This is a genomic window from Pseudomyxococcus flavus (assembly GCF_050038885.1).
Taxonomy (GTDB): Bacteria; Myxococcota; Myxococcia; order Myxococcales; family Myxococcaceae; genus Myxococcus; species Myxococcus flavus.
Window position 1 is genome coordinate 9,304,417 of the sequence record NZ_CP143624.1, and the last position, 14,912, is coordinate 9,319,328.

At 66.2% G+C, this 14,912-nt stretch carries 16 protein-coding genes; 10 read left to right on the top strand and 6 right to left on the bottom strand.

The features are described 5' to 3' along the window. Positions 1-37 precede the first annotated feature (37 nt). From VZL07_RS38365 to VZL07_RS38380, 4 genes are all read right to left on the bottom strand, one after another. Positions 38-745, bottom strand: a complete 708-nt coding sequence (locus VZL07_RS38365) for a RibD family protein (protein WP_426752936.1) — start codon at positions 743-745, stop codon at positions 38-40. Between the two features lie 100 nt (positions 746-845). Further along, entirely contained in the window at positions 846-1,376 is a 531-nt protein-coding gene (locus VZL07_RS38370) for a (R)-mandelonitrile lyase (RefSeq protein WP_426752937.1), read from the bottom strand. An 85-nt stretch (positions 1,377-1,461) separates the two neighbouring features. Then, positions 1,462-2,457, bottom strand: coding sequence for an aldo/keto reductase (locus VZL07_RS38375; RefSeq protein WP_426752938.1), 996 nt, complete (start codon positions 2,455-2,457; stop codon positions 1,462-1,464). Positions 2,458-2,468: 11 nt separating this feature from the next. Then, entirely contained in the window at positions 2,469-2,681 is a 213-nt protein-coding gene (locus tag VZL07_RS38380) for a hypothetical protein (RefSeq protein WP_426752939.1), read from the bottom strand. A 754-nt stretch (positions 2,682-3,435) separates the two neighbouring features. On the opposite strand from VZL07_RS38380, the gene VZL07_RS38385 reads away from it, so the two are divergent. The 4 genes from VZL07_RS38385 (at position 3,436) to VZL07_RS38400 (ending at position 6,789) form a co-directional block, all read left to right on the top strand. After that, on the top strand, positions 3,436-4,908 hold the full coding sequence (locus VZL07_RS38385) for an FAD-dependent monooxygenase (protein WP_426752940.1): 1,473 nt from the start codon (positions 3,436-3,438) through the stop codon (positions 4,906-4,908). Between the two features lie 124 nt (positions 4,909-5,032). Then, positions 5,033-5,941: a LysR family transcriptional regulator gene (locus VZL07_RS38390; protein ID WP_426752941.1), complete on the top strand. Its 909-nt coding sequence runs from the start codon at positions 5,033-5,035 to the stop codon at positions 5,939-5,941. Positions 5,942-5,968: 27 nt separating this feature from the next. Then, a complete protein-coding gene (locus VZL07_RS38395; RefSeq protein ID WP_426752942.1) occupies positions 5,969-6,316 on the top strand; it encodes a transposase in 348 nt (115 codons plus the stop codon). Beyond that, the gene (locus tag VZL07_RS38400; RefSeq protein ID WP_426752943.1) at positions 6,265-6,789 is read left to right on the top strand and encodes a DUF1993 domain-containing protein; all 525 of its coding nucleotides are present in this window, start codon (positions 6,265-6,267) and stop codon (positions 6,787-6,789) included. Before VZL07_RS38395 ends, VZL07_RS38400 begins: the two co-directional genes overlap by 52 nt. Positions 6,790-6,984: 195 nt before the next feature. On the opposite strand, the gene VZL07_RS38405 is transcribed toward VZL07_RS38400, so the two are convergent. Both VZL07_RS38405 and VZL07_RS38410 read right to left on the bottom strand, forming a co-directional pair. Beyond that, positions 6,985-7,815, bottom strand: coding sequence for a GNAT family N-acyltransferase (locus tag VZL07_RS38405; RefSeq protein ID WP_426752944.1), 831 nt, complete (start codon positions 7,813-7,815; stop codon positions 6,985-6,987). A gap of 206 nt (positions 7,816-8,021) precedes the next feature. After that, complete coding sequence (locus VZL07_RS38410) at positions 8,022-9,230, bottom strand: extracellular solute-binding protein (RefSeq protein ID WP_426752945.1); 1,209 nt, start codon at positions 9,228-9,230, stop codon at positions 8,022-8,024. 407 nt (positions 9,231-9,637) lie between these two features. Between VZL07_RS38410 and VZL07_RS38415 the strand changes: the two genes are divergently transcribed. The 6 genes from VZL07_RS38415 to VZL07_RS38440 all read left to right on the top strand — a co-directional run bounded on the left by VZL07_RS38415 (position 9,638) and on the right by VZL07_RS38440 (position 14,912). Beyond that, positions 9,638-10,126: a hypothetical protein gene (locus VZL07_RS38415; RefSeq protein ID WP_426752946.1), complete on the top strand. Its 489-nt coding sequence runs from the start codon at positions 9,638-9,640 to the stop codon at positions 10,124-10,126. 194 nt (positions 10,127-10,320) lie between these two features. Then, positions 10,321-11,112 carry a phytanoyl-CoA dioxygenase family protein gene (locus VZL07_RS38420; RefSeq protein ID WP_426752947.1) on the top strand — a complete coding sequence of 264 codons (792 nt, stop codon included), beginning with the start codon at positions 10,321-10,323 and terminating at the stop codon, positions 11,110-11,112. A 301-nt stretch (positions 11,113-11,413) separates the two neighbouring features. Then, complete coding sequence (locus VZL07_RS38425) at positions 11,414-12,628, top strand: RICIN domain-containing protein (RefSeq protein WP_426752948.1); 1,215 nt, start codon at positions 11,414-11,416, stop codon at positions 12,626-12,628. A 595-nt stretch (positions 12,629-13,223) separates the two neighbouring features. Continuing rightward, entirely contained in the window at positions 13,224-13,823 is a 600-nt protein-coding gene (locus VZL07_RS38430; protein ID WP_426752949.1) for an RNA polymerase sigma factor, read from the top strand. Positions 13,824-13,866: 43 nt separating this feature from the next. Further along, complete coding sequence (locus tag VZL07_RS38435; RefSeq protein ID WP_426752951.1) at positions 13,867-14,187, top strand: hypothetical protein; 321 nt, start codon at positions 13,867-13,869, stop codon at positions 14,185-14,187. Then, positions 14,184-14,912, top strand: coding sequence for an ImmA/IrrE family metallo-endopeptidase (locus tag VZL07_RS38440; protein ID WP_426752952.1), 729 nt, complete (start codon positions 14,184-14,186; stop codon positions 14,910-14,912). Before VZL07_RS38435 ends, VZL07_RS38440 begins: the two co-directional genes overlap by 4 nt.

Here is a 14,912-nt window from a genome sequence, read left to right on the forward strand (position 1 = left end):
TGCCGCGAGCACCAGCCCCGCGCTTCGCGTCACGCGTCTACTTTGTCGTTCCTGCTCTGCGAACCTTGTACCTCAGCCAGACCAGGCCGTCCTTCCGAGGCTCGGAGGAGACCAGCTTGAGGTGGCGCATGGGCCCCTTCCCCTCTTTGGCGTCGAAGAGCGACGGCGTACCGATGGCCCCATCAGCGATGGGCGCCACCAGGATGCTCAGCTCGTCAATCAGGTCCGCGGCCAGGAAGGAGCCGTTGATCTTCCCGCCGCCCTCCAGGAGCAAGCGCTTGATGCCGAACTCCTTCCGGAGCTTCTCCAGCACCTTCTTCAGGTTCAGGTCCGTCTTGCCGCCGAACAGGTACGACACGCCCTTGGACTGAAGGAAGGCTAGGTAGTCGTCGGAGACCTGCTCCGTGAGCACGGTGATGACGTGCTCTTCATCGATGGAGCTCGACTTCCAGGTGAGCTTGCCCGAGGGGTCCAGCGCGATGGCGTAGGACTCCGCGCCGCGCCTGGCGATGAAGTCCGTCCTTGGAATCGGCTCCCCAGCCTTGCGTGCCGGGACCTTCGCCTTCCCCGCGTAGGGCTCCATCGAAACCCGGCCAATCATCCAGGCATCGGCGTCGAACGTCTCCGCCGTCCGCTCGTACTCGGCCATGGCGCGCGACGAGAGCTTCCAGCCCTTCGTGACGATGCGCCCATCCAGGGACGGCACCATGTGGCAAATCACGTAGGGGCGCTTCGCTCCGCTCATCTGCGGTCTCCTCGGAATGTTGACGGGCTCGACCGTGAGCCGGCCCGTATTGAACGCCAGTTGGGGCCTTCCCGCGACGGAATCCGCCTCCTGTGCTTCCTTACGGCCTGCTCCCGTACTGGGCGTCCGTGACCTTCTCCATCCACTCGACATTCTTGCCATCGAGCACCTCCTGGATGGCGATGTGGGTCATCGCCGTCTCTGGCGACGCGCCATGCCAGTGCTTCTGCCCTGGCGGAATCCGCACCACATCACCTGGGCGAATCTCCTCCATCGCGCTTCCCCAGAGTTGGACCCTTCCGAGGCCGGCGGTCACGATGAGCGTCTGGCCCAGCGGATGGGTGTGCCATGCCGTGCGGGCGCCGGGTTCGAACGTGACGTAGGCCCCAGAAGCGCGCGCCGGAGCGTTGGGTTGGAACAGCGGATCGACCCGCACGGAGCCCGTGAAGTTCGCGGCGGGTCCCTTGCTGGACGGCTGCGAGCCGTTCCGCTGGATGTCCAAGCGCCGCGAGCTCCCGCCAGGTTCCGCCGCGAGCGCGCTCGACACGACGGGGGTACCTCCCCGGCTCAAGTGGGAAATCGCCAGCACGAGCGCAGGAAGCGATACAGCGACAGCAATGGGCAGCTTCATGTTCAACCTCGATTTCTGTGGGATGGGTGTCCAGCGTGGCCACGTGGTTCAGGCACACGCCGTGTCGATGAGAAACCAGGCCACCTCAGCGGCCCGTGACCTTCTCCAGCGCTTCGGGGTAGCGGGCACCCTGAACGGTGACTTTCGACGCCGCGTCGTCGATTTCCCGGAGGTCTTGCGCGGTCAGTTCGATGTTGGCCGCGTCCAGGTTCTCCTCGAGTCGGCTCAGCTTCGTGGTGCCCGGAATCGGTACCATCCAGGGCTTCTGAGCGAGCAGCCACGCCAGGGCCACCTGCGCGGGCGTTGCCTCCTTCTTCAGGGCGACCTGGTTCAACAGCTCGACCAGTGACTGGTTCGCCTTCCGAGTCTCCGGCGTGAAGCGCGGGACGATGTTTCGGAAGTCGTTACTGGCGAAGGTGGTCGTCGCGTCGATCTTCCCCGTCAGGAAGCCCTTGCCCAGCGGGCTGAATGGAACGAAGCCGATGCCGAGCTCCTCGAGCGTCGGCAGCATCTCCTCCTCTGGCTTCCGCCACCACAGCGAGTACTCACTCTGCAACGCCGTCACCGGCTGGACCGCGTGCGCGCGACGCACGGTCTGCACACCTGCTTCGGAGAGGCCGAAGTGCTTGACCTTCCCTTCACGAATCAGGTCCTGCACCGCCCCCGCGACATCCTCGATGGGCACGTTCGGGTCCACACGGTGCTGATAGAAGAGGTCGATGGCGTCGACCTTGAGCCGCTTGAGCGAGGCCTCGGCGACCGCCTTGATGTGCTCGGGCCGGCTGTCGAAGCCGCTCCATCGTGCTTCGCCCGGCGTCGTGGGCGTGAAGCCGAACTTCGTGGCGATGACCACCTTCCCCCGGAACGGTGCCAGGGCCTCGCCCACCAGCTCCTCGTTCGTCCAGGGGCCATACACTTCGGCCGTGTCGAAGAAGGTGACACCTCGCTCCACTGCCGTACGGATGAGCTGAATCATCTCCTGCCGGTCCGCGGGCGGGCCGTAGCCGAAGCTCATGCCCATGCAGCCGAGTCCGATGGCGGAGACCTCGAGATTGCTCTTCCCAAGCTTGCGCATCTGCATGTCGGTTCCTTTCAAAGCTCCTGCTTCGTGGGCCCCAGCAGGATTTTGTTGATGTCCACATCGGCGGGTTGCTCGATGGCGAAGGCGATGGCCCTCATGGTGGCTGGGGAGGAGATGATGACCGTGCAGATGGCCCCAGCCGTCTGCTGCCTCAGTCCCTCGAAGAGGGCGGGCACCGCGAACCGGGCGCTCGCCCGTCCTCCTCCTCGCTCGACGTCCGCCACCCGGCGGCAAGGCCGTCCGTTCGCCGCACGCCGGGGAACAGCTTCGCCCTCCTGGCTTCGAGATGCTTCGCCCTGCATCCATGAAGAGAAGTACGCGCCTCCGCCGCCCGCGACTACAGGCCAATGCGGCGATAGGCCTTGAAGGCGCATTGAACAATCCGCTTCGCGCAGCCCGAAGCCCTGGTTGCCTGGCGAAGGGCGCGCGTCATGGATGCAGGTGGACCGTGGGCAATTCCACATCCGCGGCATCGCATGCGCCTGGAGACTCCGCGCAGTTCCTGCACGTGCAAGTGACGACTGGCGAGTTCCACTCAGCGTTCGTGCGGCGCGGCGACGGAGTCCAGGGGACTGGCGGCGCGCACAACGACATTCGAGCCGGCGCTGCTGACGCGGGTGAAGGACGGCTTGTTCCCGAGCCTGCGTCCGTGAGCCCATGCGGCCGCTGGTACCGTCGTACGCGAGGTGCCGCCACGACGCGAGAATCTGGCCGGCTTCAGCGGTCGGAAACCGAGCTGGCGAGTCCGAGTCCCTCCATTTCGAATGGACCGGGCACCGAAGCTTGTAGCCCTCCCCAAGTCGTGCCTCACAATCGCCGGCCAGAACGCCAGAGCTCGCCGTACGGGAGGTTCGGAATGCGTGCGCCATTGTCGATGAATGGGTCACGCGGGGACGTCGACCCCTGGCTGGGGTCCGAGATGCAACGGGCGGACTCGGCGCGGCGGCCGAGCAATGTGATGCCTACAGGAGCGTGGCGATGAGCAAGCAACCGCATGCGGTGGTGATTGCCGGTGGTGGTCCGACCGGAATGATGCTGGCGGGCGAGCTGGCGTTGGCGGGCGTCGACGTCGCCATCGTCGAGCGGCGTGCGAGCCCTGAGCTCATCGGCTCTCGCGCGGGGGGCTTGCACTCACGTACCATCGAGGTTCTCGATCAGCGCGGCATCGCCGATCGGTTCCTCTCGAAGGGCCAGGTGGCGCAGGTCGCTGGCTTCCACATGGTCCCGCTGGACATCAGCGACTTTCCAACCCGGCACAACTACGGCCTCGCACTCTGGCAGAACCACATCGAGCGCATCCTGTCCGAGTGGGTCGAAGAGCTGAACGTGAGGCTCTATCGCGCGCGGGAGGTGACCGGGTTCGTGCAGGACGACACTGGCGTCGACATCGCTCTCTCGGACGGGCAGTCGCTCCGGGCGAAGTACCTGGTCGGATGCGACGGCGGCCGCAGCCTGGTTCGAAAAGCTGCCGGCATCGAGTTTCCAGGGTGGGAGCCAACGACGAGCTGGCTGATCGCCGAAGTCGGAATGGCCGAGGAGCCGAAGTGGGGATTTCACAAGGATGCGCTCGGCATCCATGGCATCAGCCGGGTGGAGAACGGTGGGCCCGTGCGGGTCGTCCTGACCGAACGACACATCGGCCCCGCCAGCGAACCCACACTGCGCGACCTCAGGGAGGCACTCATCGCCGTCTACGGAACGGACTACGGAGTCCACACGCCCACCTGGCTCTCCAGGTTCACCGACATGACCCGGCAGGCCGCCGCCTACCGTGACCGACGGGTCCTGCTGGCCGGGGACGCTGCGCATGTGCATCCCCCGGTGGGTGGGCAGGGCCTCAATATCGGCGTGCAGGATGCGGTGAACCTGGGATGGAAGCTGGCCCAGGTGGTCAAGGGGACAGCACCCGAGAGCCTCCTCGACACCTATCACGCCGAGCGCCACCCGGTCGCGGCCCGCGTCCTGCGCACCACGATGGCGCAGATGGCCCTTCGGCGTCAGGACGAACGCACCAAGGCCCTGGGCGACACCGTCTCCGAGCTCCTCGGCATGGACGGACCTCGAAAACGTCTCGCCGCGGAGATGTCCGGTCTGGGCATTCATTACGACCTCGGCGAGGGGCACCCGCTGCTCGGTCGCCGGATGCCCGATCTCGACCTGGTCACCGACAACGGCCCGCTGCGGGTCTTCACGCTGCTGCACAGTGCCCGACCGGTGCTCCTCAACCTCGGTGAGCCCAGCGGCTTCGACATCACCCCGTGGGCAGATCGCGTTCAGTGGGTCGACGCCCGCTATGAGGGTCCATGGGAGCTCCCTGCAATCGGAGCGGTCACTGCGCCTACCGCTGTGTTGGTTCGGCCCGACGGCTATGTGGCCTGGGTGGGAAACCGAACCCATGTGGGGCTTGCTGACGCGCTGACCACCTGGTTCGGACCGCCTGCTGCGACGTAGCGCACCGGCTTCGAGCTCATTCTGTTCACAGCCTGGAGACACTTCCCAGGCGCCGGTGGCCACATTGGCATTGAAGCTGTACTGGATGTTCGGCTGCCGCCCCCGCATGTCAGGGACTCACGCGATGAAGACCGCGCTTCTTCCTCAGCTCCAGACCTTCCTCGTGGTAGCGCGCCTGCGCAACTTCAGCGCGGCGGCTCGTGAGCTGGGGCTTTCGACCTCCGCGGTCAGCCAGTCCGTGCGTCAGCTCGAAGCGCAGCTCCGCGTGGTGCTGCTGACCCGGACCACGCGTAGCGTGTCGTTGACCGAGGCGGGCAGGAGGCTGGTCGAGAAGGCGGGCCCCGCCCTGGGGCAGACGCTCGCGGCCCTTACCGAGGTCTCCGCGAGGCCGGGCGAACCCGTGGGTCAGCTCCGCCTGTCGGTACCCCGGTCCGCGGTGCCCTTCATCATCACGCCCGTGCTGCCGGCCTTTCGCGCACGTCACCCGCGTGTGCAGGTGGAGGTGGTCGTCGAGGACCGCTTCGTGGATGTTGTCGCCGAGGGCTACGACGCGGGCGTGCGGCTGAGCGAGGCTATCGAACGGGACATGGTGCAGGTGCGGCTCACGGACGCCTTCCGCTTCGTGGTGGTGGGCGGGCCCGGCTACCTCGAACGCGCGGGCACGCCACAGCGGCCCGAGGACCTGCTACGCCACGAGTGCATCACCTTCCGCATGCAGAGCACAGGGACGCTCTACGCCTGGGAGCTGGAGCGCGGCCGGAGGAACTGGCGTGTGCCGGTGCGCGGGGGAATCGTCACCAGCGACACCGAGCTGAGCGTCATCCTGGCGGAGCAGGACCTGGGCCTCGCCTACACCCTTGAACCGATGGTTGCCGAGCGGCTCCGTACCGGGCGGCTGCAATGCGTGCTCGAGCCCTATGCCCCCAAGGTACCCGGCTTCTTCCTCTACTACCCCAGCCGCGCCCAGCGCTCCGAGCCACTGCGCCTCTTCGTCGAAACGGCGAGGGAGATGGCCATGCGCACCTTTGGCTAACGCAGGGTGCCAGTGGGCGCCTGCGTCGTGTACCTGCCCACGGACAGCCCCGACTTCAATCCCATCGAGCTGTGGTGGGCGGACTTGAAGCGTCAGCTTCGAAGGCATGCTCCTCGCGCGCTCGCCGAGCTGGCCCGAACCGTGCGGCGACTCCGCTCGCGAAGCTCGCCGCATGGTTCCGCCACTGCCTCTGCTTCCTTCAGCTCAACTGCTTTCCGCGTCAAGGCACGGACGGCTTCGAACGCCCGGTTCTTGCTGCCGTGGTCGTTCGGGCGCATGCTGAAAAGGCGGAAACGCGAGCGCCAGAAAGCGAGAGAAAGCAGATGGCGACATCACTCTACGACCTCAGCGTGCCCACCTTCCTGCAGACCGTGAGGGCCGTCGCAGGCTTTCTCGACCGTGCGGCCAGGCACTGCGCTGAGACGGGTGCTGATCCCGACGACTTCGTGAACGCGCGCCTCTTCGACGACATGGCGCCCTTCCACTTTCAGGTCGAAGCCACATGGCACCATTCCGTGTGGGGGGTGGAAGCCCTCAAGACCGGAGTGTTCGCCCCGCCGGCCTTGGTCGGACCGGTCCCTTTCGCCGACCTGCAGGCGATGATCGGCAAAGCGGAAGCGGCGCTGGAGGCGTTCACGCCCGACGAGATCGACCAGTGCGCGGGCAAGGATCTGGACCTTCAGATCGGGCCGCGGAGGCTCGCCTTCACGTCGGAGACGTTCATTCTTTCGTTTTCCCTGCCGAACTTCCATTTCCACGCCGTCACTGCCTACGACATCCTCCGCTCGCGCGGTGTCCCGCTCGGCAAGCGTGATTACGAAGGCCAGCTGCGCATCAGATCAACCTGAGCCGGAAGTTCGTTGTGGAGGCTGGCGGCGGGTGTTGGCGTACGCCTCAGCTCCCGCCAGCCAACTCGCGAGCGAGTGCCACGGGCACCGCAGTCCCCCTGGCATCGCCAATCGCAGCCTGACTTCCCACGGTCAGCTCCTCACTTCGAAGCTCCCGCGGATGAGGAAGGATGGCCCGGTCAAGAGGCAATGTCTCTACCTCCCGGGGAGTACGGACTCCCCCGTTCTGTCGCCGCCGTCGGGCATGAGCGCCGAGAAGCGTTCCAGCGTACGGGTGGGGATGTCATCGAGCGCGGCGATGAGCGGCAGCGTGAATCGGTGCAAGCTCGCGTCATAGAGAGGCTCGGAGATGAACCGCGCGCCCATGTTCCGTGCGACGAGCGCCGGCGAGCGCGGCAGCCGCAACGTGTCCCACCACCCTTCCAGGGCGCGAGCCCGCTCCTCGGGCGCGTAGAAGGGAGCGCTCGAGACGACTGGCGTCACGAACGCACCCGGCGTCCTCACCCTCCAGAGTGGGCTCAGCCAGCCCCGGTGGGCGATGGCCTGCTGGATGAGCCGCGCATCCACCTCCGAGTCCGTCTCCAGGTTCGCGGCAGCCAACCAATGCGTGATGCCCCGGCGCCGGCTCTCCTCGTAAAAGGCTGCTTGCAGCCTCACCACGGCGTCGGTGTGTCGCCACGGCCGACGCACGCAGAAACGCGCAGCCTCCGCGACGACCTGCCCGGGCCCTGCCAGGTCGGACAGGTCCAGCCGCTGCTCCATCTCGACGCCCAGCTCGCCGCCGCTCGCATGCGCCACCTCTGGATTGGGCAACAGCACCCGCACGGTGGCCACCGGCTCGCTCGCGGCGTAGACCACCAGGTGGAAGGTGGTCGGCAAGGTATCGAAGCCGTTCACCTCCCGCTGGGTCGGCGGAGCCCGCCCGGGCATCAACTGCAACTCTTCTCCGAAGACAGCCCAGCGGACACGAAGCGCGTCATCCAGCTCGCGCTGGGTCGTGACAACACGGCAGTACATGGACGTCATGGGGCACCTCGTAGGTGGGGTTCGGCTCCGGCATCGCGCCGTCCTGTCCACACCATTCGCTGCCCAGGCTCCAAGTGCGCCGCAGCGTGTTCCAATCAGCGCCCCGCCACGCCAGACGTCGTGGAATGACGGCGGCGCCTGTGTGGCCTCTCGCCGGGAGCGGGCCCGGCGAGCGCAGCTGCACGTCGCGCTCCCTGGACGGCAACCTACTGGAGCGCGTTCATCAGCGCGGACTGGAGGGTCCTCCGGTTCTCGGGGAAGCCCTGGTTGGGATACGGCCGGGCTCCGTCCAGGAACGCCCGGTACTGCTGATACATCGGGTCCGAGAGCGCGGGCTCCTGCTGATAGAAGGCCTCGCTGGCCTGCAGGAGGTAGCGCGGCGACGTGCCCTGCGGGGCATCTCCGCTGAAGGCGATGAGGCTGCGCACCGCCGGGTCCTTCATGAAGTCGGTGAACGCCTGGGCATCCTCGGCACAAGTGCCCGTGCACCGCGCGCTGACCACCAGCGCGTCCACGAACACCGCCGGCGCGGAGCCCGTGCCCAACGGCACCGAGATGACCCCCGGAAGCGCCATGCTCGGGTTGGCCCTCCGGGCGAAGAAGAGGCGCTCCGTGTAGCCCATGAAGCCGTTGGCTTGCCCCGTGGCGAAAGCCTCCTCCGGCAGGGTGTTGTCCGCGAAGGTGCCATCCAGACAGGGGTTGGCCCCCGCGTGGAGCTCGCAGCTCTTCACCACCTCCTCGAAGGAGTCCAGGGCCGTCGCGTCCAGGGGCAGCGAAAGCGCCTGGGACAGCTCGCCCTCGGGATTCGTGTCCGCCCAGGCATCCAGGTACGACGAGGGCAGCGTCCAGCTCCCACTGTAGTTCGCGGCCAGCGGGCGCACGCCGGGCGCCACGTCACTGAGAACCTGGACCAGGGACGCGCCATCGCTGGCGAAAGCCAGGTTCGCGCTGTGTGAGTAGACGACATAGCTGCACAGGTAGGTTGGAACGCCGTAGCTCTGCCCGGAGATGGAGACGGCTTCTTCCGCCGCAGGATGCGCCGCGCCGGACTCCAGTGCCACCGGCTGTACCCAGCCCTTCGCGACAAGGGCTCCCAGAATCAACGTGTCAATCTCCACCACCTGGGCGGCCCCGGCGCCTTGTCCGAGGAGCTGGTTCAGCACCCCACCCTCTTCCAGGTCATAGACGTCCAGGTTGGCGTCGAACACGACGTCCAGGTCGATATCCGGGTGGTCTCGCTCGAAATCCGCTTCGAGCCGCTGCTCGAGGCTTGCGAACCCATCTCCCGCCGCGTCCGGAATGTAGGGAAAGAGGACGGCCTTCAAGGGCCTCCGGTCCTGCGGCTCAGGGTCCGAAGGCTCCGAACAAGCGCCCAGGCACAGGGCGAGGACGCAGGGCAACGCTCTCCAATCCATGACGTGACTCCAATGGGCTGAGGGGGACCGCCCCGCACGGGTGCGGGCGCGGCATGAATGAGCAGGCTACCACGCCACGCTCTCAGTCCGTGCTTCTCCGTTTCGCAGCCATTGGGATTCACCACCGCGTCTCACAGCCTCCGGGGACCGCCCGTGCACGTCAAACAACAGAGCCTCTGCCAACGTCGAAAGCCAGACAGGCAGAACTTGAGCCAGAATCAAAACAAGCCGCATAACAACAATGCCATCACCAAGCCGTATCAATCACCCGGGCCCCTGGATGGCGCACATCCACTCTTCTCACGAGTGACGGAGCGGAGTTCCAAGAAAAAGAGAGGGGCCACCCCAATAACAAACACACACCCATCACCTGGAGCAAAGTCATGCTTGGAGCCCTCACCCGAATCATGGGACTCGCCACCCTGCTCTTCGTGGCCAGCAACGCGGACGCCGCTGTCGAAAAGAAGGTCATCCACATGACCGTCTACAGCGAGACCGGCGAGAGCGCCGCGTTTCGCGCCATTGACGGCCAGCCCGTGAGCGCCACGAACGACACGCTGAAGCTGTCCTACCGGATCGTCCCGGAAGTCATCGGCGAAGACACGGTCCGCTACACCATCTACAACGGCTACGACCTCGAGTCCGCCGCCCCCATCGAGGTCATCGAAGCGCGGGCCGATGGCAAGGTCCACCACGGCCTCCGCGCGGCCTTCAAGGTGGCCGTGACGACCGTCGAGGCGCAGTCCCTGGACGTCAACCCGCTCGAAGCTCCGTCCGCCGACGACAAGGCCCGTTGTTGCGTGACGTGCGGTGGGTGGCGCTACTGCTGCACGCCCGCCTCCGGCTACTGCTGCACCATCACGACGTCCTGCCGCCGTTGCCGGGTCTGCAACTGAGGCCCGCTGCCGCACCTTCGAAGGACGAAGACCTCCGCGCGAGCGCCGTCGGCTCACGCGGAGGTCTGCCCTCGGCGCCGCCACCGGCCCCCTCGCGCCCCGAAGAAGCCCGTTCGCGCCTGCGACGGCGTCATGGTCAGGAAATCAGCGGCCATTTCGTCCGCGGCTCCGGACCGCGAGGAGAACACCGCCACATGGAGCTTTCCGCTAGCGAAGTCGAGCAGTTCGTCGAGGAGGGATTCGTTCGTGTGGACCACGCCTTTCCGCGCGAGCTCGCGGACGCGGGCCGAGCGTTGCTCTGGCGTGACACGGGCTGTGCCCCAGACGACCCCACGACGTGGAAACAGCCCGTCATCCGGCTCGGCGACTATTCACAGGAGCCCTTCCGGCTCGCGGCCAACACGCCTCGGCTGCGCGGCGTATACGACCAACTCGTGGGCGCCGGACGCTGGCTCCCACGCGGAAGCCTGGGCACCTTCCCCGTCCGCTTTCCCAGCGCGGACGCGCCCGGAGACGACGGCTGGCACGTCGATGCCAGCTTTCCGGGGGAGAACCCGAGCGACTTCTTCACCTATCGGGTGAACGTGGCCTCCCGAGGCCGCGCCCTGTTGATGCTGTTCCTGCTCTCGGACGTGGGCGAGGACGACGCTCCCACTCGCATCCGCGTGGGCTCGCACCAGGACATCGCGCGCGTCCTCGAACCCGAGGGCGAGGCCGGGCTGTCCTTCATGGAGCTCGCCAGGAAGCTGGACGTGTCCGCACACCGCCCGCTGGCCTTCGCCACGGGCGAGGCAGGCACCGTCTATCTGTGCCACCCCTTCCTGGTCCACGCCGCCCAGCCGCACCGGGGAACCCGGCCGCGCTTCATGGCCCAGCCGCCGCTGCTCCCTTCGGGCGCGTTCGAGCTCCAGCGCCCGGACGACAGCTACTCCCCGGTGGAGCGCGCCATCCGGCGGGCGCTGGGGCACGACAGCCGCCAGGGGTGAGCAAGCCCGCGGGCGCCGCCTGCAGCCGGACACGGAAGTTGGCTGGCTTTGCACCTTTCCGCTGGTAGAAGTCGGAGGAGCCCCCGGTCGTATCGATGCCCCGGCCCTGCGTGCTGGAACGGCAGCACGTCTGACATTCACGCCACGTCCAATCGTCAACGTTTGGGGCCGGACCAGGCTGCCAGCTTATTCCGGCTTTACCAATTCCCATACAGTCCTTGTGGCTCCGGGCTCCGGAGCCAGGCCTCCGCAAACCCTCTCGCGGAGCGCCCGCAATCCCCTCTTGCGCAAGGAGCAAGTCATGTCTGGCAGTTTCATATCCCGTGGTCTGACCCTGCTGGGAATCTGTGGTGGCCTGAGTCTTCTGGGCGGATGTGGTGACGCGGACCCCATGCCCGCCGCGCCCGAGCCGCTGGGCCAGGTGGAAGGCGCCGCCATCGTCAGCAACATCACCGAGGGCACCTATGTCATCCGCTCGGTGGCGACTCAGAAGTGCATCGACGTGGCCTCGTCGAGCACGGCGGATGGAGCCAAGGTGCAGCAATGGGACTGCAATGGCACCAATGCCCAGCGCTTCCGCATCACGCCCACGTCCGGTGGCTACTTCAGCATCATCAACGTGAACAGCAACAAGGGGCTCGACATCACCGGCGGGAGCACGGCGGAGAACGCGCGCGTCCAGCAGTGGACCTACAGCGGCGGCAACAACCAGCAGTTCCGCTTCCAGAACCGGGGCGGCACCGAGTTCAGCATCCACGCACGCCACACGGACATGGCCGTGGACCTGTACTGGGGCAACTCGGCGAACGGCACGGAGCTGGTGCAGTACCCCTATATCGGCGGCACGAACCAGCGGTGGACGTTCGACCGGATTGATGGCGGGGGCAATGGCGGCACGGGACTGGCTGCGATTCTCAGCGAGTCGATGTTCAACAGCATGTTCCCGAACCGGAACCCCTTCTACACCTACAGCGCCCTGATTGCCGCGGCGAACACCTTCCCCGCGTTCGCGAACACGGGCTCCCTGGACACGCGCAAGCGTGAGGTGGCGGCCTTCTTCGCCAACACCGCGCACGAGACGGGCAACTTCGTGTACGTGGAGGAGATCAACCGCGGCGAGTACTGCGGAAGCTGGGGCCCGCCGGGCTGCAACTGCGTCGCGGGCAAGCGCTACTACGGCCGTGGCCCCATCCAGCTCTCGTGGAACGGCAACTACTGCGCCGCCGGCACTGCCCTGGGCCTGCCGCTGCACACCAACCCGGACCTGCTGGCGCAGGACCCGAACGCGTCCTGGCGCTCCGCGTTCTGGTTCTGGACCACGCAGGCCGGTGCCGGCTCCATCCCCGCCCACCGCGCCATGGTGGAGGAGCGGGGCTTCGGTGAGACCATCCGCGCCATCAACGGCGCGCTGGAGTGCAATGGCAACAACCCGGGCCAGGTCCAAAGCCGCATCGACAACTATCTCCGGTTCACGAACATGCTGGGCGTGAGCCCCGGCGCCAACCTGGGCTGCTGAACCCATACGCAGGTGGGGAGGGATCGCACCTTCCCCAGGAGCCGGGCGGGCCTCGTGCCGCAGGCCCGCCCGGCTCCGCCACGCCATTCCCGCGCCCACGCCTCTGGAGCCGCGCAGTCTCCCGCGCCCGCTCGAGTCGTGATGCCAAGACGTCCCCCCCGAGCCGTCCTGGGGCGCTCCGGACCACGCCCGTCATTCCCTACGCAAGATGCCGCCTCGTGGATTCCCTGTCTTTACCACTGTGGGGGTATGGGCACTGGCCCTCATGGCGACACACGCCGCGCGTGGCATTCAGACGGACCGCGCCAATCAGCTCTCCCGTATGATCAACCGGCTCCGAACAAGGAGAGGCAGGTAGCGGCACGCCGACAAGCGAATCGCCTCGTCTTCCAAGGACAGGCGTTTACGTGAATTCAAGCTGCACAGACGTTCATTCCCATACCACTTGGGAGGTACAGACACTCGGATCGACTCGAAGGAACCATCTGGGGAGCTACAGAGGTGTGTCTCCGTCGAACTCGCCAGGATGGCTCCGAAGGAACACACAAGCGCACGTGAGCAAAGCGCGAATGGAAACTTCCGATGAGGAGTCAGGATGGGAATTCCAACGCCGGACGAGGAGAACGCACTGCATGCGCGCATCCTCCAGAAGGAGTCGGTGGCACATTCAGAGGCTTTTGAGGTCCTCATGGACCCAATCATCGCGGCGGTCACGCGTGCTCGAAGGTGCGCGTATGAAGAGGCGCGCGATGCAGCCATCGACGCAGTCATCGACTACCTCGAAGCTCCCGAGCGATTCGACCCTCAGCGGGGCCGCCTCCTTGCATACTTGACGCAATCCGCCAAGAACAGGGTCACCGACTGGCAGCGCTCCACCTTCAGGCGAGTCCTGCGCGAAGAAAAGTTCGGATGCCTGTTCGAACTTCTGGGGATGCCTCCGAAGGACAGTTTGGAGAACGCGTTGGAGGCGCGCCGCATCGTGGAACGCATCGAGAAATCCAACCTCGGGGTGGTCGATCGGGCATTCCTCGAACTCATGCTCCTCGGAGAGCGGTCCACCCAGCGGTTTGGTGAGGTACTCGGCTTAGGCCCTCTCCCGGCGGTCGATATCCAGCGCGAAGTGAAGCGCAACCGAGACCGCATCACGAAGTGGTTGGAGCGCTTTGGAAGGGAGGTCATCGGTGTCAAGTCATGACTGGCTCGAGGCTGCGGCGAAACGGAGCACAGGTGAAGCCTGGATGCTCGGTCATGCGCTTGAGCGCTACCGCACGATTGAACGCATCACCCCCACGGCACTCGCGACCGAACTGGGATGCACGCTTGAAGCACTGCAGTGGATGTCGTTGTGCCGGCGCCCCGTCGGCGCTTCGTTCGCCGAGCAGACCGCTGCCGTCGCACAGCGATTCTCCGTGGACCGACGATGCCTGGTCCGAGTGCTCCGTCGCGTCGAGGTCATTGATGCCCTGACGATGGAGTCCGAAGAAGAAATGGATTCGGAAGACAGCGCCATCCTGCTGGCGGCACGGGATCGCACCCGAGAAGACGAGAACGACTCATGATGGGCCACTGGCTGGATGTGGCAATGACCAGCAGCGGACTGCGACGGGACACAACCTTCCCTCGGGATATCGCGACCGAAGCGCAAGACGCGCTCTCCGTCGAACTGATCCCCATCCCCATGCTGACCACCAGCCACGTCACAGACTGGCTTCGGTACCGCGGGGTTCGTCGTTCGGCCTCGGACACGGAACGAGAACTCTACGGGTGCATGGTCGCACGGGCGGGCTCAGCGTTCCTGTTCCACGACACAGGAGACACGGAGGCCGAGCAGCGCTTCACCATCGCGCACGAAGTCGCGCACTTCGTGTTGGACCACCTCCTCCCCCGAGAGCGCGCCATCCATCATTTCGGCGAGGGAATCCTCCCTGTCATCAACGGGCAGCGGCGGGCCAGCCTCGAAGAGCGGCTGTCCTCCGTTCTCGGGCAGGTGCCACTTGGGGTCCAGATCAAGCTCATGGATCGAAACCCCTCGGGCCACCTCCCATCCGGAGCCATTGCAGAGGCCGAACGGCGCGCGGATCGACTGGCGTTCGAGTTGCTGGCCCCGGCGGAGCATGCCCGTCCCCTCCTGCAGTCCGCGCCTGATGAGGAGGGCCCAGCATTGCTGGCGCGACACTTCGGCATCCCTGAGGACAAAGCCCGTGGTTACGCCCGCTTGCTGAAACCACAGAAGCGGACACAACCATTCTCGATCATCCAGTTTCTCGGGGAGGAGAGGACATAG